26 protein-coding genes and 1 riboswitch are annotated in these 23,886 nt (G+C 49.4%); of the genes, 15 read left to right on the top strand and 11 right to left on the bottom strand.

The window, feature by feature from the left end; genetic code table 11:
- Positions 1-256 precede the first annotated feature (256 nt).
- From FQZ95_RS00860 to FQZ95_RS00850, 3 genes are all read right to left on the bottom strand, one after another.
- A complete protein-coding gene (locus tag FQZ95_RS00860) occupies positions 257-316 on the bottom strand; it encodes a type I toxin-antitoxin system Ibs family toxin (protein WP_100733770.1) in 60 nt (19 codons plus the stop codon).
- Positions 317-554: 238 nt separating this feature from the next.
- Positions 555-2,216: a flotillin family protein gene (locus FQZ95_RS00855; RefSeq protein WP_032185149.1), complete on the bottom strand. Its 1,662-nt coding sequence runs from the start codon at positions 2,214-2,216 to the stop codon at positions 555-557.
- 26 nt (positions 2,217-2,242) lie between these two features.
- A complete protein-coding gene (locus FQZ95_RS00850) occupies positions 2,243-2,872 on the bottom strand; it encodes an OB-fold-containig protein (protein WP_032185148.1) in 630 nt (209 codons plus the stop codon).
- 269 nt (positions 2,873-3,141) lie between these two features.
- On the opposite strand from FQZ95_RS00850, the gene glgS reads away from it, so the two are divergent.
- A complete protein-coding gene (glgS, locus tag FQZ95_RS00845) occupies positions 3,142-3,342 on the top strand; it encodes a cell surface composition regulator GlgS (RefSeq protein WP_001296424.1) in 201 nt (66 codons plus the stop codon).
- 34 nt (positions 3,343-3,376) lie between these two features.
- On the opposite strand, the gene ubiK is transcribed toward glgS, so the two are convergent.
- The gene (ubiK, locus tag FQZ95_RS00840; RefSeq protein ID WP_000566827.1) at positions 3,377-3,676 is read right to left on the bottom strand and encodes a ubiquinone biosynthesis accessory factor UbiK; all 300 of its coding nucleotides are present in this window, start codon (positions 3,674-3,676) and stop codon (positions 3,377-3,379) included.
- Positions 3,677-3,797: 121 nt separating this feature from the next.
- A riboswitch (FMN riboswitch) is annotated at positions 3,798-3,946 on the top strand.
- Between the two features lie 103 nt (positions 3,947-4,049).
- Between ubiK and ribB the strand changes: the two genes are divergently transcribed.
- Positions 4,050-4,703 carry a 3,4-dihydroxy-2-butanone-4-phosphate synthase gene (gene ribB / locus FQZ95_RS00835; RefSeq protein ID WP_001076997.1) on the top strand — a complete coding sequence of 218 codons (654 nt, stop codon included), beginning with the start codon at positions 4,050-4,052 and terminating at the stop codon, positions 4,701-4,703.
- Between the two features lie 262 nt (positions 4,704-4,965).
- Positions 4,966-5,136, top strand: a complete 171-nt coding sequence (yqiD, locus tag FQZ95_RS00830; protein ID WP_000469268.1) for a protein YqiD — start codon at positions 4,966-4,968, stop codon at positions 5,134-5,136.
- Between the two features lie 57 nt (positions 5,137-5,193).
- Here the strand turns inward: yqiD and zupT are convergent, their stop codons facing one another.
- A complete protein-coding gene (zupT, locus tag FQZ95_RS00825) occupies positions 5,194-5,967 on the bottom strand; it encodes a zinc transporter ZupT (protein ID WP_001295627.1) in 774 nt (257 codons plus the stop codon).
- 142 nt (positions 5,968-6,109) lie between these two features.
- Here zupT and ygiD point away from each other — a divergent pair, with 142 nt between their 5' ends.
- A complete protein-coding gene (gene ygiD / locus FQZ95_RS00820; RefSeq protein WP_105278339.1) occupies positions 6,110-6,898 on the top strand; it encodes a 4,5-DOPA dioxygenase extradiol in 789 nt (262 codons plus the stop codon).
- Between the two features lie 37 nt (positions 6,899-6,935).
- Here ygiD and FQZ95_RS00815 read toward each other — a convergent pair whose 3' ends face one another.
- The 3 genes from FQZ95_RS00815 to tolC all read right to left on the bottom strand — a co-directional run bounded on the left by FQZ95_RS00815 (position 6,936) and on the right by tolC (position 10,402).
- Positions 6,936-8,096, bottom strand: coding sequence for a glutathionylspermidine synthase family protein (locus FQZ95_RS00815; RefSeq protein ID WP_100733764.1), 1,161 nt, complete (start codon positions 8,094-8,096; stop codon positions 6,936-6,938).
- 5 nt (positions 8,097-8,101) lie between these two features.
- The gene (locus tag FQZ95_RS00810) at positions 8,102-8,773 is read right to left on the bottom strand and encodes a DUF1190 family protein (protein WP_000831543.1); all 672 of its coding nucleotides are present in this window, start codon (positions 8,771-8,773) and stop codon (positions 8,102-8,104) included.
- A gap of 147 nt (positions 8,774-8,920) precedes the next feature.
- On the bottom strand, positions 8,921-10,402 hold the full coding sequence (gene tolC, locus FQZ95_RS00805; protein WP_000735299.1) for an outer membrane channel protein TolC: 1,482 nt from the start codon (positions 10,400-10,402) through the stop codon (positions 8,921-8,923).
- A 204-nt stretch (positions 10,403-10,606) separates the two neighbouring features.
- Here tolC and nudF point away from each other — a divergent pair, with 204 nt between their 5' ends.
- The 5 genes from nudF to parE are packed head-to-tail and all read left to right on the top strand — an operon-like array spanning position 10,607 to position 15,013.
- Positions 10,607-11,236, top strand: a complete 630-nt coding sequence (gene nudF / locus FQZ95_RS00800) for an ADP-ribose diphosphatase (RefSeq protein ID WP_000917127.1) — start codon at positions 10,607-10,609, stop codon at positions 11,234-11,236.
- On the top strand, positions 11,237-11,659 hold the full coding sequence (locus FQZ95_RS00795) for a DUF1249 family protein (RefSeq protein WP_000833393.1): 423 nt from the start codon (positions 11,237-11,239) through the stop codon (positions 11,657-11,659).
- A gap of 24 nt (positions 11,660-11,683) precedes the next feature.
- Positions 11,684-12,511, top strand: a complete 828-nt coding sequence (gene cpdA, locus FQZ95_RS00790) for a 3',5'-cyclic-AMP phosphodiesterase (RefSeq protein ID WP_000444741.1) — start codon at positions 11,684-11,686, stop codon at positions 12,509-12,511.
- The gene (gene yqiA / locus FQZ95_RS00785; protein ID WP_000105733.1) at positions 12,511-13,092 is read left to right on the top strand and encodes an esterase YqiA; all 582 of its coding nucleotides are present in this window, start codon (positions 12,511-12,513) and stop codon (positions 13,090-13,092) included. The genes cpdA and yqiA overlap by 1 nt, the downstream gene beginning before the upstream one ends.
- 28 nt (positions 13,093-13,120) lie before the next feature.
- On the top strand, positions 13,121-15,013 hold the full coding sequence (gene parE, locus FQZ95_RS00780) for a DNA topoisomerase IV subunit B (protein ID WP_032185145.1): 1,893 nt from the start codon (positions 13,121-13,123) through the stop codon (positions 15,011-15,013).
- Between the two features lie 63 nt (positions 15,014-15,076).
- On the opposite strand, the gene FQZ95_RS00775 is transcribed toward parE, so the two are convergent.
- Positions 15,077-17,218, bottom strand: a complete 2,142-nt coding sequence (locus FQZ95_RS00775) for a TonB-dependent siderophore receptor (RefSeq protein WP_160529770.1) — start codon at positions 17,216-17,218, stop codon at positions 15,077-15,079.
- A gap of 373 nt (positions 17,219-17,591) precedes the next feature.
- On the opposite strand from FQZ95_RS00775, the gene FQZ95_RS00770 reads away from it, so the two are divergent.
- From FQZ95_RS00770 to FQZ95_RS00750, 5 genes are read left to right on the top strand one after another with little or no spacing between them, the layout of a single operon-like run.
- Positions 17,592-18,401, top strand: coding sequence for an ABC transporter ATP-binding protein (locus FQZ95_RS00770; RefSeq protein WP_088541760.1), 810 nt, complete (start codon positions 17,592-17,594; stop codon positions 18,399-18,401).
- Entirely contained in the window at positions 18,398-19,381 is a 984-nt protein-coding gene (locus FQZ95_RS00765; RefSeq protein ID WP_088541759.1) for a FecCD family ABC transporter permease, read from the top strand. The genes FQZ95_RS00770 and FQZ95_RS00765 overlap by 4 nt, the downstream gene beginning before the upstream one ends.
- 8 nt (positions 19,382-19,389) lie before the next feature.
- Entirely contained in the window at positions 19,390-20,427 is a 1,038-nt protein-coding gene (locus FQZ95_RS00760; RefSeq protein ID WP_001298372.1) for a FecCD family ABC transporter permease, read from the top strand.
- A 10-nt stretch (positions 20,428-20,437) separates the two neighbouring features.
- On the top strand, positions 20,438-21,385 hold the full coding sequence (locus FQZ95_RS00755; protein ID WP_001296418.1) for an iron-siderophore ABC transporter substrate-binding protein: 948 nt from the start codon (positions 20,438-20,440) through the stop codon (positions 21,383-21,385).
- Positions 21,382-22,269 carry a MurR/RpiR family transcriptional regulator gene (locus tag FQZ95_RS00750; RefSeq protein ID WP_032185141.1) on the top strand — a complete coding sequence of 296 codons (888 nt, stop codon included), beginning with the start codon at positions 21,382-21,384 and terminating at the stop codon, positions 22,267-22,269. The genes FQZ95_RS00755 and FQZ95_RS00750 overlap by 4 nt, the downstream gene beginning before the upstream one ends.
- 44 nt (positions 22,270-22,313) lie before the next feature.
- On the opposite strand, the gene FQZ95_RS00745 is transcribed toward FQZ95_RS00750, so the two are convergent.
- Both FQZ95_RS00745 and mdaB read right to left on the bottom strand, forming a co-directional pair.
- On the bottom strand, positions 22,314-22,628 hold the full coding sequence (locus FQZ95_RS00745) for a putative quinol monooxygenase (RefSeq protein ID WP_000633737.1): 315 nt from the start codon (positions 22,626-22,628) through the stop codon (positions 22,314-22,316).
- A gap of 30 nt (positions 22,629-22,658) precedes the next feature.
- Complete coding sequence (gene mdaB / locus FQZ95_RS00740; protein ID WP_000065441.1) at positions 22,659-23,240, bottom strand: NADPH:quinone oxidoreductase MdaB; 582 nt, start codon at positions 23,238-23,240, stop codon at positions 22,659-22,661.
- A 311-nt stretch (positions 23,241-23,551) separates the two neighbouring features.
- Between mdaB and FQZ95_RS00735 the strand changes: the two genes are divergently transcribed.
- Positions 23,552-23,884 carry a DUF2645 family protein gene (locus FQZ95_RS00735; RefSeq protein WP_000912121.1) on the top strand — a complete coding sequence of 111 codons (333 nt, stop codon included), beginning with the start codon at positions 23,552-23,554 and terminating at the stop codon, positions 23,882-23,884.
- Positions 23,885-23,886: the final 2 nt, after the last annotated feature.

The raw sequence follows: 23,886 nt of genomic DNA, 5'->3' as shown, positions 1-23,886 counted from the left end.
TGACTCCCCGATTGTTGATGAGCGCCAGACCCCGCGCAATGCTTTCTCTTATGCAGTTTTCTCTTCCCCGAGTTGGCTCGCAAAACGCTGTAACAACCTGATCATTTGTACTTTTTAGCGGAACACAGATATAAAAAATCCCCGGTTTTTTGGGCCAGGGATATGTGTTAATGAAACCTTCTTGACGCTGATTTTTTTTCAACCTAAAGTAAAGGAACAAGGGTAAGGGAGGATTTCTCCCCCCTCTGAATGGCCGTTAATAAGCGTGGAAACTTATCAGTAACAGCACAATCAGTATGATGACGAACTTCATCATAACCCTTTCCTTATGCAAGGCCCCTTCCTCGGGAGGGGCTTTCCCGTTTCAGCCCCTTGTTGACTCCCCGATTGTTGATGAGCGCCAGACCCCGCGCAATGCTTTCTCTTATGCAGTTTTCTCTTCCCCGAGTTGGCTCGCAAAACGCTGTAACAACCTGATCATTTGTACTTTTTAGCGGAACGCAGATATAAAAAATCCCCGGCTTTTTGGGCCAGGGATGTTCATAGTTGAAAATTTATTCTATGTTTTCTGCTACGGGAGTTGTTGAGGTTAAGGGTGAAGTCAATGCCGCTAGCGAGCCGCCTGAAACACCAATTTCATTGAGCAAGGAGTCAATCAGCGGTGCCTGTGTGCGGTAAGAAAGCGCGGCTGATAACGCTTGTTCCGCCAGATTTCCTCCACCAACGCTACCTGATATTGCATCCCCTGCGGTACCACCACGGTTCAGACCATCGACCTGAATAATCTTAATACCGTCGATAGACTTCATTGGTTCCACAGATTTCTCAATTACCGCAGGGAGCGCCTGCAACAATGCCAGTTTGAATTTAAGGCTGGTTTGCTCGTCAGAAAGTACGTTGATAGCATCGTTCAGCGCACGTTGCGCTTCTGCTTCCGCCAGGCCTTTTTTACGCGTAGCTTCGGCTAACTCAACGATCGCCGCCGCCTGCATCTCTGCGGCTTCTTTCTCTGCTTTCGCCCGCACGGTCAGTTCAACCGCTTTGGTTTCTGCATCCTGCGCGGCAGCGATTAGGGCAACTTGTTTAGCACGATCGGCTTCTGCGGTCTGGCGAGTGGTTTCTACGTTTTGCTGGGCGCTTACCGCTTCTGCAAGTGCAAGGTTGGCACGCGCTTCCGCTTGTGACTGCTGTTCCGATTTGGCGGCAATAGCGATCGATTTCGTCTGGTTGGCGATTTCGGTGACCTGCTGCTGTTCGATCTCTTTAATGCGAACTTCACGTTCAGCTTCAACTTTTCTGGAACGGACGGCCTGTTCGCGGTCGATTTCCGTTTCCTGAATCTGTCGTTCAGCCAGAATTCGCGTCTGCTCTGCTTCCCGACGACGCTCGGCCTCAAAAGCCGCAATTTTCGCATTCTGCTCAGCGGTACGGGTTTTAACCTGCTGCTCCTGCTCAAGCGTCATAAACGCTTCTTGCTGTTCAATCTCCAGCTTCCGCGATAGCGCATCACGGTTTTTCTCACGCACCGCAACTTCTACATCTTGTTCAACTTCGTTACGTTCGCGGCGACGGCGCTCCGTCTCCTGCGTCAGCTTGGTTAAACCTTCGGCGTCAAAGGCGTTGTTAGGATTGAAATGTTCTTTCGACGTCTGGTTAAAGTTGGTAAGTGAAACGCTTTCCAGTTCCAGGCCGTTTTTCGACAGATCTTCAGCAACGGTATTTTGTACGCCCTGCACGAAGTTCTCGCGGGTATCCTGTAACTCATGCATGGTCATTTGTGCAGCTGTTGCACGGAGGGCATCGACAAATTTATCTTCAACCAACATACGTAAGTCTTCAGGCGACAGGGTGCGTTGCCCCAGCGTCTGGGCGGCGGTGGCAATACCTTCCACTGACGGTTTTACCCGCACAAAGAAAGCGACAACGACATCGACGCGCATACGATCTTTCGTAATCAGGCTATCAATGGTTGAGCGGCTGACTTCCAGCTTCAGAGTATTCATATTGATGGGGATTATTTCATGAAAGATCGGCATCACGATTGCGCCACCGCTCATTACCACTTTTTGCCCACCTAAACCAGTACGAACAAAAGCTTGCTCTGCCGAAGCGCGACGATAGAGCCTGGCGAAAATAATTCCAATAATAAACAGAATGCATACGGCAATAATTGCGGTAAACATCCAGGAGGGCACAGAATTAACAATATCATCCATTATTAAATTTCCTTTTGATTAATAAATTACAATATTTGGGGCCAGGGATTGTTTTCCGCCAAATATCGCGTTGCAGAAAGTCGGCAAATAATTAACACTTTGTCTCCTTTAGTGAAAATTTTTCCTTCTTCAGGCTCTAGTAGTAAATAATGTATTTGGCCAAATTGATCGGTGAGTTTTCCTTCACAGGGGTTACCTGAAGTGGCCTGATGTCCGGTAATTAACGCCATGCTACCAATATATTCTTCTTCTGTAATAGCTGAACTATGGTCGCGTGGAATCCAGGGCGCAACTATTTTACCGGTATAATGCACCGCAATAATCGTTAGCAGTAAACTGACAGGAACCACAAACAGATTTGTGAGTGGTGATTGCCAGACCATGATGCAGACCTGCTGTAGCAGGATGCCAATAAGGCCAAAAAAACCAGCATGTAAGCAGAGAACGACGAGAGCTGGCAATCTTCCAAAATTGAGATAATGAAGTGCCTGGCTAATATGACCTGTGGTTATGGAATCATAATGGTCAAGATGTGCATCAAGAGCACCGGAAAGCATGTGACCGCAGATAAGCGCAAAAATTTCTAAAAGGCCGATCAAAAGTACAAAAGAAATAGCGAAAAGATAAGGGGTGTTATAGTCAGCGAATAAAATCATATGTCACTCCAATGTCCATTTAGTGACGCAATATTTATTTTGCGATAATTTCCTTGCTTACATTTATCTTTGTTAATAATAACATATGTTAGAGATGTTCTGAAAGAGAAAGTCTTTTAATGTTGTTTTTTTATTTTTCACTAAAAAGTGTGATCGGGAACAATATATTTACGCACGTTATGTTTAAAGGCACTACACTGATTGGGGAATACTGAAATCAGAAAAAGCATATGGCCTTAAAAGGTATGCGATAACCGGAGGATGTGCTTATGGATCATAGTCTTAATTCTTTAAATAACTTCGATTTCCTGGCGCGTAGTTTTGCCAGAATGCACGCAGAAGGTCGCCCGGTCGATATTCTGGCCGTTACTGGTAACATGGATGAAGAACATAGAACCTGGTTTTGCGCACGTTATGCCTGGTATTGCCAACAGATGATGCAAACCAGAGAACTGGAATTAGAACATTGATATTACGGGCCGTCTGGCCCGTTTTTGTGGTGCTTTATTCTGCTTTATCAACCGGCGGGATAGCTGGAGGAGATTGAAGTTCTGCTACCGGATTATTGCGCGCTTCCAGTTCGCTGATGCGTTGTTCCAGTAACGCCAGTTTTTCACGAGTCCGTAACAGGACTTGCGTCTGAACGTCGAATTCTTCGCGGCTTACCAGATCGAGACGCGTCAACTGCGCTTGTAGGGTTTGGCGGATTTTTTTCTCCACATCTTCCCCGAACTCCCTGATTCCTTTAGGCATTGATTCGTGAACCTGGCGAGCGATTTGCTCAATTTTTTTCGGGTCAATCATTGTAGTTTCCCTGTACTGATAGGTGTTGAGTGCCATTGTAGTGCGATAAGGGTAAGTCATAAACCAGAATTATGTGAAGCTATGCGTTGCTGCCGCTAATCATTAGCGTTATAGTGAATCCGCTTATTCTCAGGGCGGGGCGAAATTCCCCACCGGCGGTAAATCAACTCAGTTGAAAGCCCGCGAGCGCTTTGGGTGCGAACTCAAAGGACAGCAGATCCGGTGTAATTCCGGGGCCGACGGTTAGAGTCCGGATGGGAGAGAGTAACGATTCTGTCGGGCATGGACCCGCTCACGTTATTTTGGCTATATGCCACCACTCCTAAGACTGCCCTGATTCTGGTAACCATAATTTTAGTGAGGTTTTTTTACCATGAATCAGACGCTACTTTCCTCTTTTGGTACGCCTTTCGAACGTGTTGAAAATGCACTGGCTGCGCTGCGTGAAGGACGCGGTGTAATGGTGCTTGATGATGAAGACCGTGAAAACGAAGGCGATATGATCTTCCCGGCAGAAACCATGACCGTTGAGCAGATGGCGCTGACCATTCGCCACGGTAGCGGTATTGTTTGCCTGTGCATTACTGAAGATCGCCGTAAACAACTCGATCTGCCAATGATGGTAGAAAATAACACCAGCGCCTATGGCACCGGTTTTACCGTGACCATTGAAGCGGCTGAAGGTGTGACTACCGGTGTTTCTGCCGCTGACCGTATTACGACCGTTCGCGCAGCGATTGCCGATGGCGCAAAACCTTCTGATCTGAATCGTCCTGGCCACGTTTTCCCACTGCGCGCGCAGGCGGGTGGTGTGCTGACGCGTGGCGGCCATACTGAAGCGACTATTGATCTGATGACGCTGGCAGGCTTTAAACCGGCTGGTGTGCTGTGTGAGCTGACTAATGACGATGGCACGATGGCGCGTGCACCAGAGTGCATTGAGTTTGCCAATAAACACAATATGGCGCTCGTGACTATTGAAGACCTGGTGGCATACCGTCAGGCACATGAGCGTAAAGCTAGCTGAAAACCGCTGCTTAATTTACCGCGTTAATCAAGAAACCGAAGCTATTACTGGCTTCGGTTTTTATTTTGCTCTTGTTATGCAAGATGTTAATTCCTCTTCTCTTTCTATGAGAAAATTTCATTAATATCAGGCATTCTTTTCCATTATGATCAAAATCATATAATTGTTCCGTTATTATGCGACCATATGAATATATCCGAAAAAGGATATGTGAATTTTATGCGCTAAATGTTTAGTATTGTTAAATATTAAGGGTAAAAGGATGTTTATCGCCTGGTACTGGATTGTATTGATTGCTCTGGTTGTGGTGGGTTATTTACTGCATTTGAAACGTTATTGTCGGGCGTTTCGTCAGGACAGAGACGCACTGCTTGAAGCGCGGAATAAATACTTAAACAGTACGAGAGAAGAGACAGCCGAGAAGGTAGAATAGGGCTTTAGTTAAGCTGGCAGAAGTTGTCCATGCGCTGGACAACTTCTGATGTTGCTTTTAACCAATTCCCGCCGTTTGTAACAGCACTAAACTGAATCCCATCACTGACATTCCACATAGCACGCCATAGCTGGGGTTATTATTGGGGTCAATCTCTTTAGCTAGCGGCATTAATTCATCAACCGAGAGCGCCACCATAATTCCTGCAACCGCCGCCATGATTGCCGCCATGACCACCGGAGAAATCATGCTACCGAGGATTAACCACGCCAGCACACCACCAAGAATTTCTGCCAGCCCAGAAATGCCCGCCCACAAAATTGCGGTGCGTTTTGACCCCGTTGCCGCGTAAACCGGCCCCGCAACTGCCAGACCTTCAGGAATATTATGCAATGCAACAGCCAGCGCGATGCCAAAGCCCAGCTCCAGGTTACTGCTCGCCGTGACAAAGGTGGCAATGCCTTCCGGGAAGTTATGCAGACTGATGCCGAGAGTGAGCAGAATGGCTGTGCGCTTGATCGATTTTGGCAACGGCTGCACCGATTTTTGCATTAAATCCTGCGGATGTGCATGTGGCAACATGCGGTCCAGACCAAAATAGCCAAGCAGACCGAAGATAAACATTCCATAACCCAGCACAGGCGACATTCCTTCGGCGGCTAATGCGGCAGGAAGCATTTCCATTAATGAGATGAGCAACATAATCCCCGCCGCAAATCCTAGCGAAAACGCCAGTAAGCGGTTCGAGGGTTTTTGTCCGAGAACGCCGAGAAACGCGCCAATAAACGTGGCTGCCCCCGCCAGTATGGTCAGAATGAGAGGTACTGACATCGACAACTCCTTATAAATCTTTACCTTCAGGCAGATCGTCAAAATAACTGATGATCATCATCATTGTTATCCGGGTTCTTACTCCGCCGAACAAGCGTATTGTGAGGATATCAAAATGACACCTTTAGTTAAGGATATCATCATGTCTTCAACACGTATGCCAGCATTGTTTTTAGGTCACGGTAGTCCGATGAACGTGCTGGAAGATAATTTGTATACCCGCAGCTGGCAGAAGTTGGGGATGACATTGCCACGCCCGCAAGCGATTGTGGTGGTTTCGGCTCACTGGTTTACCCGTGGAACAGGAGTGACCGCGATGGAGACGCCGCCCACGATTCATGATTTTGGCGGTTTTCCGCAGGCGCTGTACGACACCCATTATCCTGCTCCGGGTTCGCCTGCGCTGGCACAGCGTCTGGTTGAGCTGTTAGCGCCGGTCCCTGTGACGCTGGATAAAGAAGCCTGGGGCTTTGACCACGGTTCCTGGGGCGTGCTGATTAAGATGTATCCTGACGCCGATATCCCGATGGTGCAGTTGAGTATCGACAGTACCAAACCTGCCGCCTGGCACTTTGAGATGGGGCGTAAACTGGCGGCTCTGCGAGACGAAGGAATAATGTTGGTCGCCAGCGGTAACGTGGTGCATAACCTGCGTACGGTGAAGTGGCACGGTGATAGTTCACCGTATCCGTGGGCGACGTCATTTAATGAGTATGTGAAAGCGAATCTGACGTGGCAAGGACCGGTAGAGCAGCATCCTCTGGTGAATTATCTCGACCATGAAGGTGGCGCGTTATCGAACCCAACGCCAGAGCACTATCTGCCGTTGTTGTATGTCTTAGGTGCGTGGGATGGGCAGGAGCCAATTACCATTCCGGTCGATGGTATAGAAATGGGCAGTTTAAGTATGTTGTCGGTGCAGATAGGCTAATAATTACCGGATGGCGAGTGCCATCCGGTATCATGGCTTATTCAACAAAAATATGTGGATAAAACCGAGACATATCCTGGGTGATCAATGCACGGTCTTCACGAATGCCAATTCCGGCAGGTTGATCGTTCACCAGCCAGCTACCAATCAGCATATAGCTATCGCCGAATTTCGGTAACGGGTGGAATTGCTGAACAATCATCCCTTCTTCGCCATACGGACCTTCTGCTGCTTCAATGGTTTTGCCGTTCTCAATGATCGACACGTTTGCGCCTTCACGGGAGAAGATCGGTTTAACCACATATTTTTCCATTTGCGGATGATCATCTTCCGCAAAATAAGCGGGCAACAGGTTTGGGTGATTCGGGAACATCTCCCACAGCAGCGGTAGAAGCGCCTTGTTGGAGATAATGCTCTTCCACGCCGGTTCCAGCCAGCGTACGCCTGCATCCTCCAGCTTGGTTGAGAACATCTCACGCAGCATAAATTCCCACGGATACAGCTTGAACAGGTTGGAAATCACCTGATCCTGTAAATCCGTGAACTGACCTTTTTCGCCTAAACCGATATCGTCGATGTAGAGGAATTCGGTAGCGATTTCAGCTTCGGTTGCGCAGTCCTGCAAATATTGAATGGTGCCGCGATCTTCCACTGTATCGCGACAGCAGGTGAGATGTAGCAATTGGAAGCCGAACTGCTCACGCAGCTCGACAAAGCGATCAATAAGCTTTTCTTGCAGACTGTTAAACTGGTCGCTGCCTTCCGGCAGGTTACCGGCGTTAAGCTGATCTTCCAGCCAGATCCACTGAAAGAATGCGGCTTCATACAGTGACGTTGGCGTATCGGCGTTATTTTCCAGAAGTTTAGGTTCGCCAGTACCATCCCACGCCAGATCAAGACGCGAATAAAGCGATGGCTGGTGAGTCAGCCATGACTGGCGCACAAAACTCCAGGTGTGTTTTGGAATGCGGAATTTGGTCATCAGCTCATCGCTGGCGATCACTTTTTCAACCACTTTCAGGCACATCTGGTGCAGTTCGGCGGTGACTTCTTCCAGCTTTTCAACCTGGGCGAGGGTCAACTTGTAGTAAGCATCTTCACACCAGTACGGTTCGCCGTACATGGTGTGAAAATTGAAACCGTATTCGTGGGCTTTTTCGCGCCAGTCCGGGCGCTCGGTAATACTGACTCTTTCCATCGGTATCAGCCACCCATTGAACGAGAAGAGGTGCCAGTTGCGCTACGCTGCATGGTGCTTTGTTTGGCAACAGATTCACCAAAGCCACCGCGGGTAACGGTAGTGGTGGTCGCCGGTTTTGGTGCCATGGCTGTCTTCGGTACGGTCATGGTGCGGCCTGGCTGAGCTGCGCCATAGTTTTTACCGGTGGCATCAGTATATTTACCGTAAGCCGGGCTGGCTGGGTTTTTCGAGGAGAACAGCGGTTGTTGTGCAAAGCCCGCGCCGCCGCCCATCAAACGTCCCATCATGTAACCTGCCATCAGCGGCATCCAGAAACTCCCGCTGGATTGCTGGGCCTGCGCCTGATTTTCAGGTGCCATGCCAGCCTGGGCTGGTGCCTGCTGGCACTGACCTTCACCAAATTCGGCAACACAGTCTTCACGTGTGGCGTATTTCGGCGCAGTACGTTCGGCTTCTTTCAGCGCATTGTTATACGCAGTGGTACATTCTGCGCTTTTGCCTGGGTTTGCGGCTGAGCAGTCATCAGCATTTTGATACAGAGACACTGTCTCATCACTCTTTTCACAGCCTGCCAGCATAAAAACAGTGGCAACAGCAAGAGCGACAGGTGTCAGATGGCGTGCGCTCCAGTTTTTGCGGAACGATGCGTGGCGTATGGATTTTGTCCGTTTCATTTTTGTCTTCCGGGACCAGTGGTAAATACCCATCAGAATAGAGGATGGCTGGTCGAAATTGAAGCGGGAAGGGGGAAGAATGCGGCAGATAACCCGTATCTTTACGTTGCCTTACGTTCAGACGGGGCCGAAGCCCCGTCGTCAGCATCAGTTACGGAAAGGGTTATGACCGTTACTGGTAGTCGTGCGTGCGGATGCTTGCTGAACGGCTGGGGCTGGGCTATCTGGTGCATAACCATCAGCAATAGCATTTTGTTCTGGCGTTTGCGGCGCAACGTTTTCTGGATTAGTGGAAACCGGTTTGCTCAGCGCATTGTTCAGTGCCAGCAGATCCTGCTCGTTCAACGTACCCAGAGCTGATTTAATATTCAACTGGTTAATCAGGTAGTTATAACGCGCATTCGCCAACTCTTGCTTGGCGTTGTACAGCGTGGTGGTCGCATCCAACACATCAACAATGGTACGCGTACCGACCGAGTAGCCCGCTTCCATCGCGTCTAATGAGCTTTGAGCGGAAACTACGGCTTGTTTGTAGGCGTTAATGCTACTGATAGAAGCATTAATGTTGTTGAATGAGGAACGTACGGTTTGCACGACGCTACGATGGGCGCTTTCCAGTTGCTCACTGGCACCAACAAAGTTGTACTGTGCCTGTTTCACCTGCGAGTTAACCATTCCGCCCTGATAAATCGGCAGCGAGAAGCTCAGGCCAACTTTGTTCTGGCCCATATTGCTATCGTCATACTGGGTACCAGCGGCACCACGGGTTTTCGAACCGCTATATGAGGTGTCAGAAATCCCGGTAGAAGCCGTTAAATCCAGAGTCGGTAAGTGACCATCCTGCGCCTGGCGAATTTGCTCGCGCGCCAGGTCCTGGCTCAAGCGTGCCTGTAACAGCGACAGGTTGCGTTTTTCGGCTTCTTTCAGCAGCGCGTTAACCGGCTGCGGTTTGTCGGTTTTAAAGTTTTCGACATTCAGCGCCGCCAGTTCCGGATAATAGTTACCGGTGATCTGGCGCAGCTGCTCTACCGCGTTATCGAGGTTATTACGTGCGGTCACTTCGTTCGCCAGCACGGTATCGTACTGTGCGCGGGCGTTCTGCACGTCGGTGATCGCCACCAAGCCCACGTTAAAACGTTGAGTGGTTTGATCTAACTGACGGTAGATCGCTTCTTTTTGCGCCTGCGTATAGGAAAGAACATCAATGGCATTCAACACGTTGAAATAAGCAGTCGCGGTGTTGAGGATCAAGGTTTGTTGATCGGTCTGGTACGTGACGTCCTGAATACCCGCTGCTTTTTCCTGTAGCGTTAACGCACGCCATTTCGACATATCAAAAATGGATTGAGTTAACTGCAGGGACGCACTGGTCGCGTTAGAGTTGATGCCGTTCGCGTCGCGGTAGCCGTTGCTATAGGTGTAATCTGCACCTAAACCTAGCTGTGGCAGTAATGGACTGCGTGCTTCATTAATTTTTTCAAAGGCAGCATCACGATCGGCGGCAGACTTACGCAATTCCGGGTTACTAAGGCGTGCTTGCTGATAAACTTGCATCAGGTTCTCGGCCTGGCTCAACGTACTGAACCCAGAAAGGCTCAGGCCGATAAGAATGGGGAGCAATTTCTTCATTTGCATTCCTTGTGGTGAAGCAGTATTTAGCGCGATCAAACTGTAAAATTATTGCGGATTCTAGCAGAAGCCGCTACCGCAAAAGGTTGGCGTTACGTGCCATAGGGCGTTAATGTGCCTCAATTTAACACATGACTGCTCAAACGGCAGTCAAACGTCGCTGAAATTCACATTTAATTCACTATTAGTGCCAGGACATTAACAATGCTTAAGCCAGACAACCTGCCCGTTACTTTTGGCAAAAACGATGTTGAAATTATTGCACGAGAAACACTTTATCGCGGCTTTTTTTCATTAGATCTTTATAGATTTCGTCATCGTCTATTCAACGGGCAAATGAGTCGTGAGGTACGGCGGGAAATTTTTGAGCGCGGTCACGCCGCAGTCTTGCTACCCTTTGACCCAGTGCGCGATGAAGTTGTGCTGATTGAGCAGATTCGGATTGCCGCGTATGACACCAGCGAAACCCCCTGGCTACTGGAGATGGTGGCCGGGATGATTGAAGAGGGTGAAAGTGTGGAAGATGTCGCCCGTCGCGAAGCGATTGAAGAGGCGGGACTGATAGTCAAACGGACCAAACCGGTGTTAAGTTTCCTGGCAAGCCCTGGGGGCACCAGTGAGCGTTCGTCAATTATGGTGGGCGAAGTGGACGCCACGACCGCAAGCGGTATTCACGGTCTGGCTGATGAAAACGAAGATATTCGCGTTCATGTGGTAAGCCGGGAACAGGCATACCAATGGGTAGAAGAGGGGAAAATCGACAACGCAGCGTCGGTCATCGCTTTGCAATGGCTGCAGCTGCATCATCAAGCGTTAAAAAATGAGTGGGCATAAATGAAGCGTTACACACCTGACTTTCCTGAAATGATGCGCCTGTGCGAGATGAACTTTTCACAATTGCGGCGTTTGTTACCGCGCAATGACGCACCCGGCGAAACTGTAAGCTATCAGGTGGCAAACGCACAATATCGGCTAACGATTGTGGAATCGACCCGATACACTACCCTGGTGACAATCGAACAGACTGCGCCCGCGATCAGTTACTGGAGCCTTCCGTCAATGACGGTGCGTCTGTATCATGACGCGATGGTGGCTGAAGTGTGTTCAAGTCAGCAGATTTTTCGCTTCAAAGCGCGGTATGATTATCCTAATAAAAAGTTGCATCAACGCGACGAAAAGCATCAAATTAACCAGTTTTTAGCGGACTGGTTGCGATACTGTTTAGCACATGGAGCGATGGCGATTCCGGTTTATTAGCGTCGTGAAACCTAAGGACACCATTTGGAAAGCCTGTTAACCCTTCCTCTGGCTGGTGAGGCCAGAGTCAGGATTTTACAAATTACCGACACTCACCTGTTTGCGCAAAAGCACGAAGCCCTGTTGGGGGTAAATACCTGGGAAAGCTACCAGGCGGTGCTGGAGGCGATTCGTCCACACCAGCACGAATTCGACCTGATTGTCGCGACCGGTGATTTAGCGCAGGATCAATCCTCTGCGGCCTATCAGCATTTCGCTGAAGGCATCGCAAGTTTTCGTGCGCCCTGCGTCTGGCTGCCGGGCAACCACGATTTTCAGCCTGCGATGTACAGCGCGCTACAGGATGCGGGGATCTCCCCGGCGAAGCGGGTGTTTATTGGTGAGCAATGGCAAATCCTGTTGCTGGATAGCCAGGTGTTTGGCGTGCCGCACGGTGAGCTGAGCGAGTTTCAGCTTGAGTGGCTGGAACGTAAACTGGCTGATGCGCCAGAACGCCATACGTTGCTGCTGCTGCACCATCATCCGTTGCCTGCGGGCTGTAGCTGGCTTGACCAACACAGTCTGCGTAACGCGGGCGAACTGGATAACGTGCTGGCGAAGTTTCCGAACGTTAAATACTTGCTGTGTGGACATATCCATCAGGAGCTGGATCTCGACTGGAATGGTCGCCGCCTGCTGGCAACGCCATCGACCTGTGTACAGTTTAAGCCGCATTGTTCCAACTTTACGCTGGACACCATCGCGCCTGGCTGGCGTACGCTCGAGTTACATGCTGATGGTACGCTGACCACCGAGGTGCACCGCCTGGCGGACACACGTTTCCAACCTGATACCGCTTCAGAAGGCTACTGATGTCTACGCTTCTTTATTTACACGGTTTCAATAGTTCGCCGCGTTCTGCGAAAGCGAGCTTGTTGAAAAACTGGCTGGCGGAACATCACCCTGACGTTGAGATGATCATTCCGCAGTTACCGCCGTACCCTTCCGATGCGGCAGAACTGCTGGAATCCATTGTCCTGGAACATGGCGGCGATTCGCTGGGGATCGTCGGTTCATCACTGGGGGGATATTACGCCACCTGGTTGTCGCAATGTTTTATGCTGCCCGCCGTGGTGGTAAACCCAGCGGTGCGCCCGTTTGAACTGCTGACGGACTATCTTGGTCAGAACGAGAACCCCTACACCGGGCAGCAATATGTGCTAGAGTCACGCCATATTTACGATCTCAAAGTCATGCAGATTGACCCGCTGGAAGCGCCGGATTTGATTTGGCTGCTGCAACAGACGGGAGATGAAGTGCTGGATTACCGCCAGGCGGTGGCGTACTACGCTTCCTGCCGCCAGACTGTTATAGAAGGCGGCAACCACGCATTCACAGGCTTCGAAGATTATTTCAACCCGATCGTCGATTTTCTTGGTCTGCACCATCTCTGACGATCAACTCGAATTGCTAACTTAAACCATGACGCAAACTTATAACGCTGATGCCATTGAGGTACTCACCGGGCTTGAGCCGGTTCGCCGCCGCCCGGGGATGTATACCGATACCACGCGCCCTAACCATTTGGGGCAAGAAGTCATTGATAACAGTGTCGATGAAGCACTGGCGGGTCACGCAAAACGCGTGGACGTTATTTTACATGCTGACCAGTCGTTAGAAGTGATTGATGATGGTCGCGGGATGCCGGTGGATATTCACCCTGAAGAAGGCGTTCCGGCGGTCGAACTGATTCTTTGCCGTTTGCACGCGGGTGGTAAATTTTCTAACAAAAACTACCAGTTCTCTGGCGGCCTGCATGGCGTGGGGATTTCGGTGGTTAATGCCCTGTCGAAGCGCGTAGAAGTTAACGTACGCCGCGATGGTCAGATCTATAACATCGCCTTTGAAAATGGCGAAAAGGTGCAGGATTTACAGGTTGTCGGTACTTGCGGTAAACGCAATACTGGTACCAGCGTGCACTTCTGGCCGGATGAAGCCTTCTTTGACAGCCCGCGCTTCTCTGTTTCACGCCTGACGCATGTGCTGAAAGCCAAAGCGGTACTGTGCCCGGGCGTTGAGATCACTTTTAAAGATGAGATCAACAACACCGAACAACGCTGGTGCTATCAGGACGGTCTGAACGATTACCTGGCGGAAGCGGTAAACGGTTTACCGACGCTGCCGGAAAAACCGTTTATCGGCAATTTTTCTGGCGATACTGAAGCGGTGGACTGGGCGCTACTGTGGCTGCCGGAAGGTGGAGAACTGCTGACCGAAAGCTACGTCAACCTGATCCCTACGATGCAGGGCGGTACGCACGTTAACGGTTTGCGTCAGGGCCTGCTGGACGCAATGCGCGAGTTCTGTGAATACCGCAACATTCTGCCGCGCGGCGTGAAGCTATCAGCGGAAGATATCTGGGATCGCTGCGCCTATGTGCTGTCAGTAAAAATGCAGGATCCGCAGTTTGCCGGGCAAACCAAAGAGCGTCTCTCTTCGCGTCAGTGCGCGGCATTCGTTTCTGGCGTGGTGAAAGATGCCTTCACCTTGTGGCTGAACCAGAACGTTCAGGCGGCTGAACTGCTGGCGGAGATGGCGATTTCCAGCGCCCAGCGCCGTATGCGTGCGGCCAAGAAAGTGGTGCGTAAAAAGTTGACCAGCGGCCCGGCGCTGCCTGGCAAACTGGCTGACTGTACCGCGCAGGATCTTAACCGTACCGAACTGTTTCTCGTGGAAGGTGATTCCGCAGGCGGATCTGCCAAGCAGGCGCGCGATCGTGAATATCAGGCGATCATGCCGCTGAAAGGTAAGATCCTTAACACCTGGGAAGTCTCTTCTGATGAAGTGCTTGCTTCGCAGGAAGTGCACGATATTTCGGTAGCGATCGGTATCGATCCTGACAGCGACGATCTTAGCCAACTGCGTTATGGCAAGATCTGTATCCTGGCGGATGCTGACTCCGATGGTCTGCACATTGCCACGCTGCTTTGCGCTTTGTTTGTAAAACACTTCCGCGCGTTGGTGAAACACGGTCACGTTTACGTTGCTCTGCCACCGCTCTACCGTATTGACCTTGGCAAAGAGGTTTACTACGCGCTGACAGAAGAAGAGAAAGAGGGCGTGCTCGAGCAATTAAAACGCAAGAAAGGCAAGCCGAACGTTCAGCGTTTTAAAGGTCTGGGGGAAATGAACCCGATGCAATTGCGCGAAACCACGCTTGATCCGAACACTCGCCGTCTGGTGCAGTTGACTATCGATGATGAAGACGATCAGCGTACTGACGCGATGATGGATATGCTGCTGGCGAAGAAACGCTCGGAAGATCGCCGTAATTGGTTGCAAGAGAAAGGCGACATGGCGGAGATTGAGGTCTGATAATCCTCCCGCCAGAAGAATAAAACATAGCCCGGTATACAAGTGTATACCGGGCTTTTTTGATCAAAATTCCATTTTCACCGTGAATTGCACTTCACGAGGATCGCCAATCTGGTTGCCAAGATTATTTGTGGCGATGGAAGAGGTGTAATACGTTTTATCAAACAGGTTTTTGACGTTTAATTGCAGTGTGACCGGATACTGCAATTTCATTTTGTATGCGGCGAAGGCATCGGCAACAAAATAGCCTGGCAGATAATAGTCAGCCCCATTGGTTGCCGAACGACGGCTTACACCATGTCCACCACCGCCAAATGTCAGCGTATTATTGCCTGGCATGTTATGAATATCATAGGTCAGGAATAGCGAACCGGTATGACGAGGAACATTCGGCAATGGTTTCCCTGCATAATCAGGATCCTCCAGAACCTTAGCATCGGTATAGCCGTAGCTGGCAATGATATTAATGTTTTCAGTTAATGCTCCCGCAAGGTCGACTTCTACCCCTCTTGAACGAACACGGCCTGCCGTTTTGGCAATGGTTTCATCACCAACACTTTCGGTATACAACACATTACGTTTATGGATATCAAACAGCGCAATATCTGCGGTGATACCATCGAATAGCTCGAATTTTGCCCCGACTTCGTAAGCATTAGATGATTCTGGTGGCAGATCGCCAATGTAGCTGGCAATTGACGATTGCGGCATAAATGTTTGCGAATAATTGGCAAATAAGGATACCGATGGCGTCAGTTTGTAGACCAATCCCAGTTTGGGAGTCCATTGTTCATCGCGGCTGTCAGTATTGACATTAAAAGGACGGCCTTTACCCGCATACTGCGTGTAATACTGATAGCGGAGCCCGGCGACGGCAATCCAGTTATCGGTCAGATAGAGTGCGTCCTGTGCATACGCTGAGTAGCTCTCCTGTTTGATCGTCTGATCACTGTCCGACGCCGAAACCGTTGTGCATTTGCTGGTAATACCATAAACGGGGTTGTAGATATTGAAATCTTTAGCTTTTTTACAGCGAATCATATCTGTGCGCAGAAGATCATAATATTCATATGACACCCCACCCAGAATCTCATTATAGAATCCAGCAACATCAACATTCCCTTGCAGATCCGCACGAGTAGAATGCATACGCTGGGTAGATCCCTGAGTTGCATCAACACGCCGTGTCAACGTTCCTGTTGTGGCATCATACGCGGTAACGCGAGCTTGATTATCGCTGTATTTATCCTGGCTGTAGCTGTAATCAAAGCGCGCTGTCCACTGGCTATTGAGATGATATTCTGCGTTGAGTTGCGCCAGATCGGACTGACCATCTGTAATATTAAACGGTTCGTCAAAACGTATTTTTCGATCAACGTTTACGGGCTGTTTCGTCGTAAGGTCGAAAATCGTTCCACGATCGAACGGCGTTTTATAATCCCGATGAGAATAGAGCATGGTTACTGTTGCATTATCACCAAACCAGGTGAGTGATGGAGCAATAAATGTACTGCGCTCTTTACCGAAGTTTCGCCAGTAATCTTCATCCTGCACTTCCCCAATAAGGCGATACGCCAGTTGAGTGCCTTCAATAGGACCTGTGATATCCAATTGCCCAGTGCCTCCGCCAAAACTGGAGGAAGTGGCTGAGACAGTACCATGGAATGTTTTTTCCGGGCGCTTTGTCACGACGTTAATCAGTCCGCCAGGATCGAGAATGCCATACAGCGTGGAGGCCGGACCTTTTAGCACTTCCACACGTTCTGTGGCGGCGTTGAAACTGCGAGGAAGTACAGTTCGCAGGCCGTTGGTCATGATGGAGCCATCCCGGTTAGCACCAAACCCACGACGTACAAAAGCATCCTGAGTCCCGCCTAATGTATTGGTCTGTACCACGTTACTGACGTTATAAAGTGCCTCATCCAGCGTCGTCGCATTCTGATTTTCCAGAACTTGATCGCTAACCGTATTGACCACCTGCGGGATATCCAGCATCGGCATATCGGTTAATGTCGCCGTGGAGGTGCTCAGAGGTTGATAACCATCGGTCGCCTCAGTTGCGGTATTTGCATCCGCTGTAACAGTGATTGTTTCGCCATCTTTGGTCGTTACAGTGTCGGTTGCATGAATCATCGGTGCTGCAAAGAGCAGTGAAAAGAGCGCTCGACCTTTGAGTCCTGAGAATGAAGGTGTGAACATAGCCATTTAGTCTGTTATCCCAAAAACTCGCGGATTGTCGCGAGTGAAAATTGTTTCTTATTGCTCACTAAGCACTATCCGTTTGTTATTTCGCCATCGGATATGTAATTGAGAATCATTCAATCACGCGGTAATGTAGTAGTAAATGAGAAATAACAAAAAATTGCTACATGTGTTTTTATGAAAGGTTTATACAATTTAATTGTTTTTAATTTATTGATATTTAATGTTTTTATTTGTATGTGCAAAAATATTTTACCTGTTATTTACCTTGTTTTTGTGTGGCTTTTAACTGCTTGACTACTACATTTTGTGGCGTCAAACTCTCAAAGGAGAATGAGTTTTATTTTTGTTTGTCTTTGATTAAGTTGGCGTACACGTGGCACATAACGCAAAAGGGCAGGGGCTGATCCTCGACAATGTTTCTGCCGGGTATCACAAGAAAATCATTGTTGATGGTGTTTCTTTCTCCGTTCCCACAGAAAAAATGACCGTTCTGGTTGGGGCAAACGGCTGTGGAAAGTCGACGCTGCTCAGCACCATTGCTCGTATCTTGCAACCCATGGGCGGTTCGATATTGCTTGATGGCAACGCGATTCACGAGCAACCAACGAAAGCGTTATCCCGTAGACTTGGGATCTTGCCGCAGTCGCCATTATTGCCGGAGGGCTTAACCGTTTATGAACTGGTGTCGCGTGGGCGTTTTCCCTGGCAGAATTTCATTCGTCAATGGAGCGATGCCGATGAGCTGGCGGTAGAAGAGGCCCTGAAATTAACGGGTACGCAGGAGTTTGCACATTTACCTGTTGAAAAACTCTCTGGTGGGCAGCGCCAGCGTTGCTGGATTGCGATGGTGTTGGCGCAAAAGACGCCTTATATCCTGCTGGATGAACCCACAACATGGCTTGATTTACGTTATCAGGTTGAAATTCTTGAGTTATTACATGATTTAACGCGTCATCACGGGCGTACAGTCGTCGTGGTGTTGCATGATCTGAATTTTGCCGTCAATTATGGCGATACGTTGATATTTTTACGCCAGGGGAAAGTGGTGCGTGTGTTGAATGAGGGGGAGCATTGCACGCCTGAGCTGGTAAAAGCGGTCTTTGACGTTGATGTTCACGCATCAATAAATCCTCTGACGGGAAAGCCGTTCTTCATGCCGTTTCGTGGTGTAGAAAAAGTATGATGCGCACAGGGCTGGTTACTGTAATTTTCCTCGCCTTACTGCTGGTGGGATGTGTGGTATATCCAGGGATTGGTGCCCGATTTATTGCACCACAAACGGTGTTGCAGGCATTTCTTCATTTTGATCCGCAAAACTTCGATCACAACGTAATTGTAAGACTCCGTTTGCCGCGTTTAGCGGCAGCATTGCTTACCGGTGCTTCTCTTGGTGTTGCTGGTGCTTTGTTGCAGGCTGTCATTCGTAACCCATTGGGGGAGCCACATATTTTAGGCTTAAATGCCGGAGCCGCTCTTGCTGTCGTTGCCGCCAGTGCGCTTGGACTGGCCTTTCCGATTGGACGCCCACTGCTGGCATCTACGGGGGGCGCGTTATTGTTCCTGTTGATATTGCTGCTTTCCTCCGCAGGGCGTTCAGGGTTAACGCCAATGAAAGTTACTTTATGCGGCGTGGCGCTATCGGCGTTCGTGTCCTCAATAACGGCTGCAATCCTGATTCTTGACGAACAAACACTGCTGGCGATGCGGACATGGCTAGCAGGTGATTTAGCGGGGCAGGATTGGGCGACGCTGGGTACGTCCGCCTGGTTTTCTCTGGGGGGATTTGTGTTAGCCCTTTACCTTGCACCCTCCCTTAACATGTTGGCACTGGGCGATCGCATGGCGCAGGGGCTGGGCGTCTCTGTATTCCGCACGCGAACATTCACCCTGCTTGCGATCGCGTTGCTCTGTGGCGCAGCCGTATCGATTGCTGGCCCCATTGGTTTTGTCGGCCTGCTAGTACCGCAGATTGTCCGGCGTCTGGTATCAGCGGATCTGCGCGTTCTGCTCCCTCTTTCAGCTTGTGTCGGCGCACTTTTGTTATTACTGGCAGATATTATTGCCCGTACGCTTTTCACGCCCCATGAGTTAGCGACCGGTGTCATGACGGCGTTAGTTGGTGCGCCTGTTTTTGTCATTATGGCGACGAGGATGTTCAAATGAGTCGGATAATGAACGTCGGGCTACGCCCACTACGTGTTGGTAAGTTTTCGACACTGGTACGCCCTAAAAATCTGCTGTTGCTTGGTGGGCTGTTCCTGCTTGCGGTTGGAATACTGATATTCGGTCTGATGCAGGGTTCTTTCTCTGTTCCGGCATCGGAAGTAGGACGAGCGTTGTTTGCTCCAGAAAACGTAAGCACAGACGCACGTTATATTGTGCAGGATATTCGCTTGCCGAGAGTCATCATGGCATTGCTATGCGGGGCCATGTTAGGTATGGCAGGGGCCGCAATGCAATCCATTGCACGTAACGGCCTTGCCGATCCTGGTTTAATCGGCGTCAAAGAAGGATGTAGCGTGGCTGTGCTGTGGCTGATTTTCCAGTTTCCAATGCTGGGAATGTTCTGGCGTCCAGTGGCTGGTCTTGCTGGCGGCCTGTTGGTGGCTTTAATCGTGATTTTTTGTGCGCGCGATATTTCCCGCCCGCGATTTGTTCTGATTGGTATTGGTGTTTCCTGGTTTTTCGCCGCCGGTATCGGTGTATTTATGACCACTGCAGATGTTCGAGATGTACAAACTGCATTGATGTGGTTATCGGGAAGCCTGCATGCAGCTAACTGGATGTTAGTCGGTATTTCAGCCTGTTGGATGTTGCCAGCCGCTCTTTTATTGCTGTTCACCGCCAGGACGGCGGATATCGCTCTGCTTGGTCATCAGGTGGCAACCGGGTTAGGCGTGAATAGTTCTCGCCTGGCGTTGTTACGTGTCGCCGCACCCATAATCCTGACAGCCGTCTGCGTTTCGTGTGTTGGTAACATAGGTTTTGTCGGATTGATAGCACCCCATATATCACGTTTTATTCTACGTGGCGGGCAGACGACATTACTGCTGGGGAGCGCGGTATCGGGGGCGTTGTTAGTTATTCTGGCGGATAGCATTGGTCGTTTGGCTTTTTTGCCTTTGCAACTGCCTGCCGGAATCATTATCTCACTGATTGGTGGACCATTTTTTTTGCTACTGCTCTGGCAGCGCAGGAACAGTTTTTAACGGGAGTTATATGCGTTTATTTTTTTCTCTGCTGATACTGTTGTCATTTTTTTCCCGTGCAACAGAACCTGTTCAGGTATTTACTGATGATTTAGGGCGCAAAGTCACTGTTCCTGCTCATCCAAAGAGAATTGTCTCTTTACACGATCTTGATATCACTATTCCTCTGATTGAGCTCGGTGTACCTCCTGTCGCCAGCCACGGGCGAACTCGGCCTGACGGTAGCCATTTCATTCGATCTGGCGCGTTATTGACAGGTGTCGACTTTGATAATTCATCGATCGCCTTTATTGGTACCGCTGATATTGATATTGAAGCGATTGTGGCGGCAAAGCCTGACCTGATCATCACAGAACCGACCCGTAATACGCCCATTGAACAACTTGAAAAAATTGCGCCCACGGTGAGCATTGATCATCTCAAAGGGGGCGCGCCAGAAATCTATCGCAAGCTGGCAGAACTTACAGGAACGCAGTCGCAGCTGGCGATACTTGAACGCCGCTATCAGGCACAAATCAATGCGCTGAAGGCGACGCTGGACAGCCAAAAAATAACGGTATCGGTGATTCAGGCAAACCAGGGAAAAATTAATGTGATGCATAGCTATCATTCGCTGGGGCGGGTATTACGCGATGCTGGTTTTCGTTTTCCGCCGCTGATTGAGAGCATTCCTGAAGGTGGGCGAATGGATGTGAGCGCGGAGCGTTTACCTGAACTGGATGCCGATTTTGTTTTTGCAACCTGGCGCGGTGACACCGGTGGTAAACCTCAGGATGAGCTGGCAGCAATGGAAAAAGTCATGCCGGGATGGTGTCAGTTTCTGACTGCCTGTCGTTCCGGGCGTTATGTGCTGATTTCTCGTGAAGAGGCAATTTCTAACTCCTTTGCATCTCTGGGGCTGATGGCTGCGCAGATACAATCACAAATTGCAGGGCGACCTCTACCGGAGGCTAAATGATCCAGAAAGATAAAGCGCGGGTTGATATTTTTGGTGAGCGTTTTCGCACTCGCGCGAGTCAGTTAACGCCTGGGTTAAGAGCTGTCGCCAGCTACATTAATGAGCATCGTGAAGTGGTACTCGAGCAAACGGCGATGGAAATTGCGGCCACGTTGAACACTTCCGATGCCACAGTTATCAGGGCTATACAGGCCCTGGGGTTTGCCGGGCTGCGTGATCTGAAACGCACTCTGGAACAGTGGCTTGGTCCAGCCCTTAGTTCCAGCGAAAAGATGTCTACGACGGTGAGTAACTTGACGAGCGATGTTAACACCGCAATCGACTTTGTTCTTGAAGGGCATTTGTATACCTGTAATGTCCTGTCAGAGCCTGAAAACCGCCACGCGCTTGCGCAAGCTGTAGCGTTGTTGGTGCAGGCACGGCAAGTCGCAATTTTTGGCATTGGCGCTTCGGGTATTCTGGCGGACTATACCGCACGACTATTCAACCGCATAGGTTTGCCTGCCACGGCACTAAACCGTACGGGTATTGGCCTTGCCGAGCAACTGATCGCGCTTCAACGTGGCGATGTTCTGATCATGATGGCGCAAAAATCTGCGCACCGGGAAGGGGTGACAACGCTTCGTGAGGCGAGGCGGCTGGGGATCCCTGTTATTTTGCTGACAAACGCGCTGGATTCACGTTTTAGCAAAGACGCCAGTATCGTGATTCATGTTCCGCGCGGGGATGAAAAAGGGAAAACGCCGCTACATGGTACGGTATTGTTGTGTCTGGAAATGATTGTCTGGTCGGTAGCTTCCGCAGTGCCGCAGCGTGCGGTTAAAACCATTAAGCGAATTAACGATTTCCATCGAGGACTGAAAACGGGAAGAAAGAATGGCTAATCTGGGCTGAGACCGGTAGCAGCACCGGCCTCTTTTCAGGAATGTTAAATCCCCGGTTGCAGAATACGAATATTCATCTCCAGCACGTCGCCTTTTACGGCTTCGCTATATGCTTTCATGTGCGGGGTTTGCAGGTGCGCTTCAAGGTGCGCGATGCTTTCCCACTGCTCAATCATCACGATAGAATCCGGTGCCATAGACTGGAAACTCACGCCAGCAGCACAATCCACCATTGGCGCATAGCCGTGGCAACCTTCTTCTTTCAGTACGGTTGGAACGATTTTAGCAAACTGATCCAACACTGCCTGACGGTGATGTTGACCAGGACGAGTACGGATTTCTGCGATTACTGTAATCATGGTTAACTCCTTCTAAAGCCAGAGCTCTAGTTAACCAAAAATTTCCACAAGATGCTTGCGATATTCTTCAGTATAGCGGGGAACATCAGGCATTTTTATCACGTCATTAGCGATAAATGTCGGCAGCGGTTCCATGCCAAGGAATTGGTTTGCTTTATGGAACGGCAGGTACACACCGTCAACACCAACGCCGTGGAAGAACTGATCTTTTTCGGTGAAGGCTTCCATTGGTGCGTTCCAGGTCAGTGAAAGCATATATTTTTTGCCCTGTACCAGGCCGCCGGAACCGTATTTTTTTGATGGATCTTTGCGGGTACGACCATCGCTGGCATACAGAGTCCCGTGACCTTCGGTGAATACATCATCAATATATTTTTTCACTGTCCACGGCGCGCCCATCCACCAGCCAGGCATCTGCCAGATCACCACATCAGCCCAGAGAAAGTTTTGTACTTCGGCTTTGACATCGTAGTCGCTCTCGGCGCGAACAATACGGACATCATGCCCGAGGTCGCGCAGCGTGCCATCCGCGACTTCGGTCAGGGTGTCGTTCAGTTGACCATTGGAGTGGGCGAACTTTTTCGCGCCGTTGATAATCAGGATGTTGCTCATTTTTTATCCTCAAGGTGAGACGTTTGCCGACTATAGTACGTCACAGAGCGGTACGGTGAAATTAGCAAAATGTGCAAAGTCTTTTGCGAATTTAGCAAAAGTCTGATCTTGCTCTGATTCACCGATGCAGGATAAATATTTTCTGAAAATGACAATACTGATAGCCAATCCTCATAATTCCTACTCGCACCGGATTAATTTACAGGTTTGGTTCGGTTTTTTTGGGGATTGAAAATATGGCGTTGAATAAATGAAAATATCAACGCGTCACGTTGATAATTATAAATGGATTTTTATGAGCGTGCTAACATATGTTAAAGCATAAAATTCAAACAATATTTGAAGCTCTGTTATATATAATGCTTACTTATTGGTTAATAGATGCTTTTTTTGCATTCAATAAGTATGACTGGATGCTTGAGTCGGGAGACAATATTTGCAGTATACCTTCCGTTTCAGGCGAAGATCGTATATTGCAAACAATGATTGCAGCATTTTTTCTTCTGACGCCACTTATTATTATTATCTTAAGAAAACTCTTTGTGCGAGAAATGTTTGAGTTTTGGTTATATGTAATCTCGCTCGTTATTTGTTTGGTTTGTGGTTGGTGGCTTTTTTGGGGACGGTTTATATTTTGCTATTAATA

Origin of the sequence: Escherichia sp. HH41S, assembly GCF_009820115.1 — a bacterium.
GTDB classification, from domain to species: domain Bacteria; phylum Pseudomonadota; class Gammaproteobacteria; order Enterobacterales; family Enterobacteriaceae; genus Escherichia; species Escherichia coli_F.
Note: the sequence above shows the minus strand (reverse complement) of the source record. Positions and strands in the feature narration are given on the sequence as shown.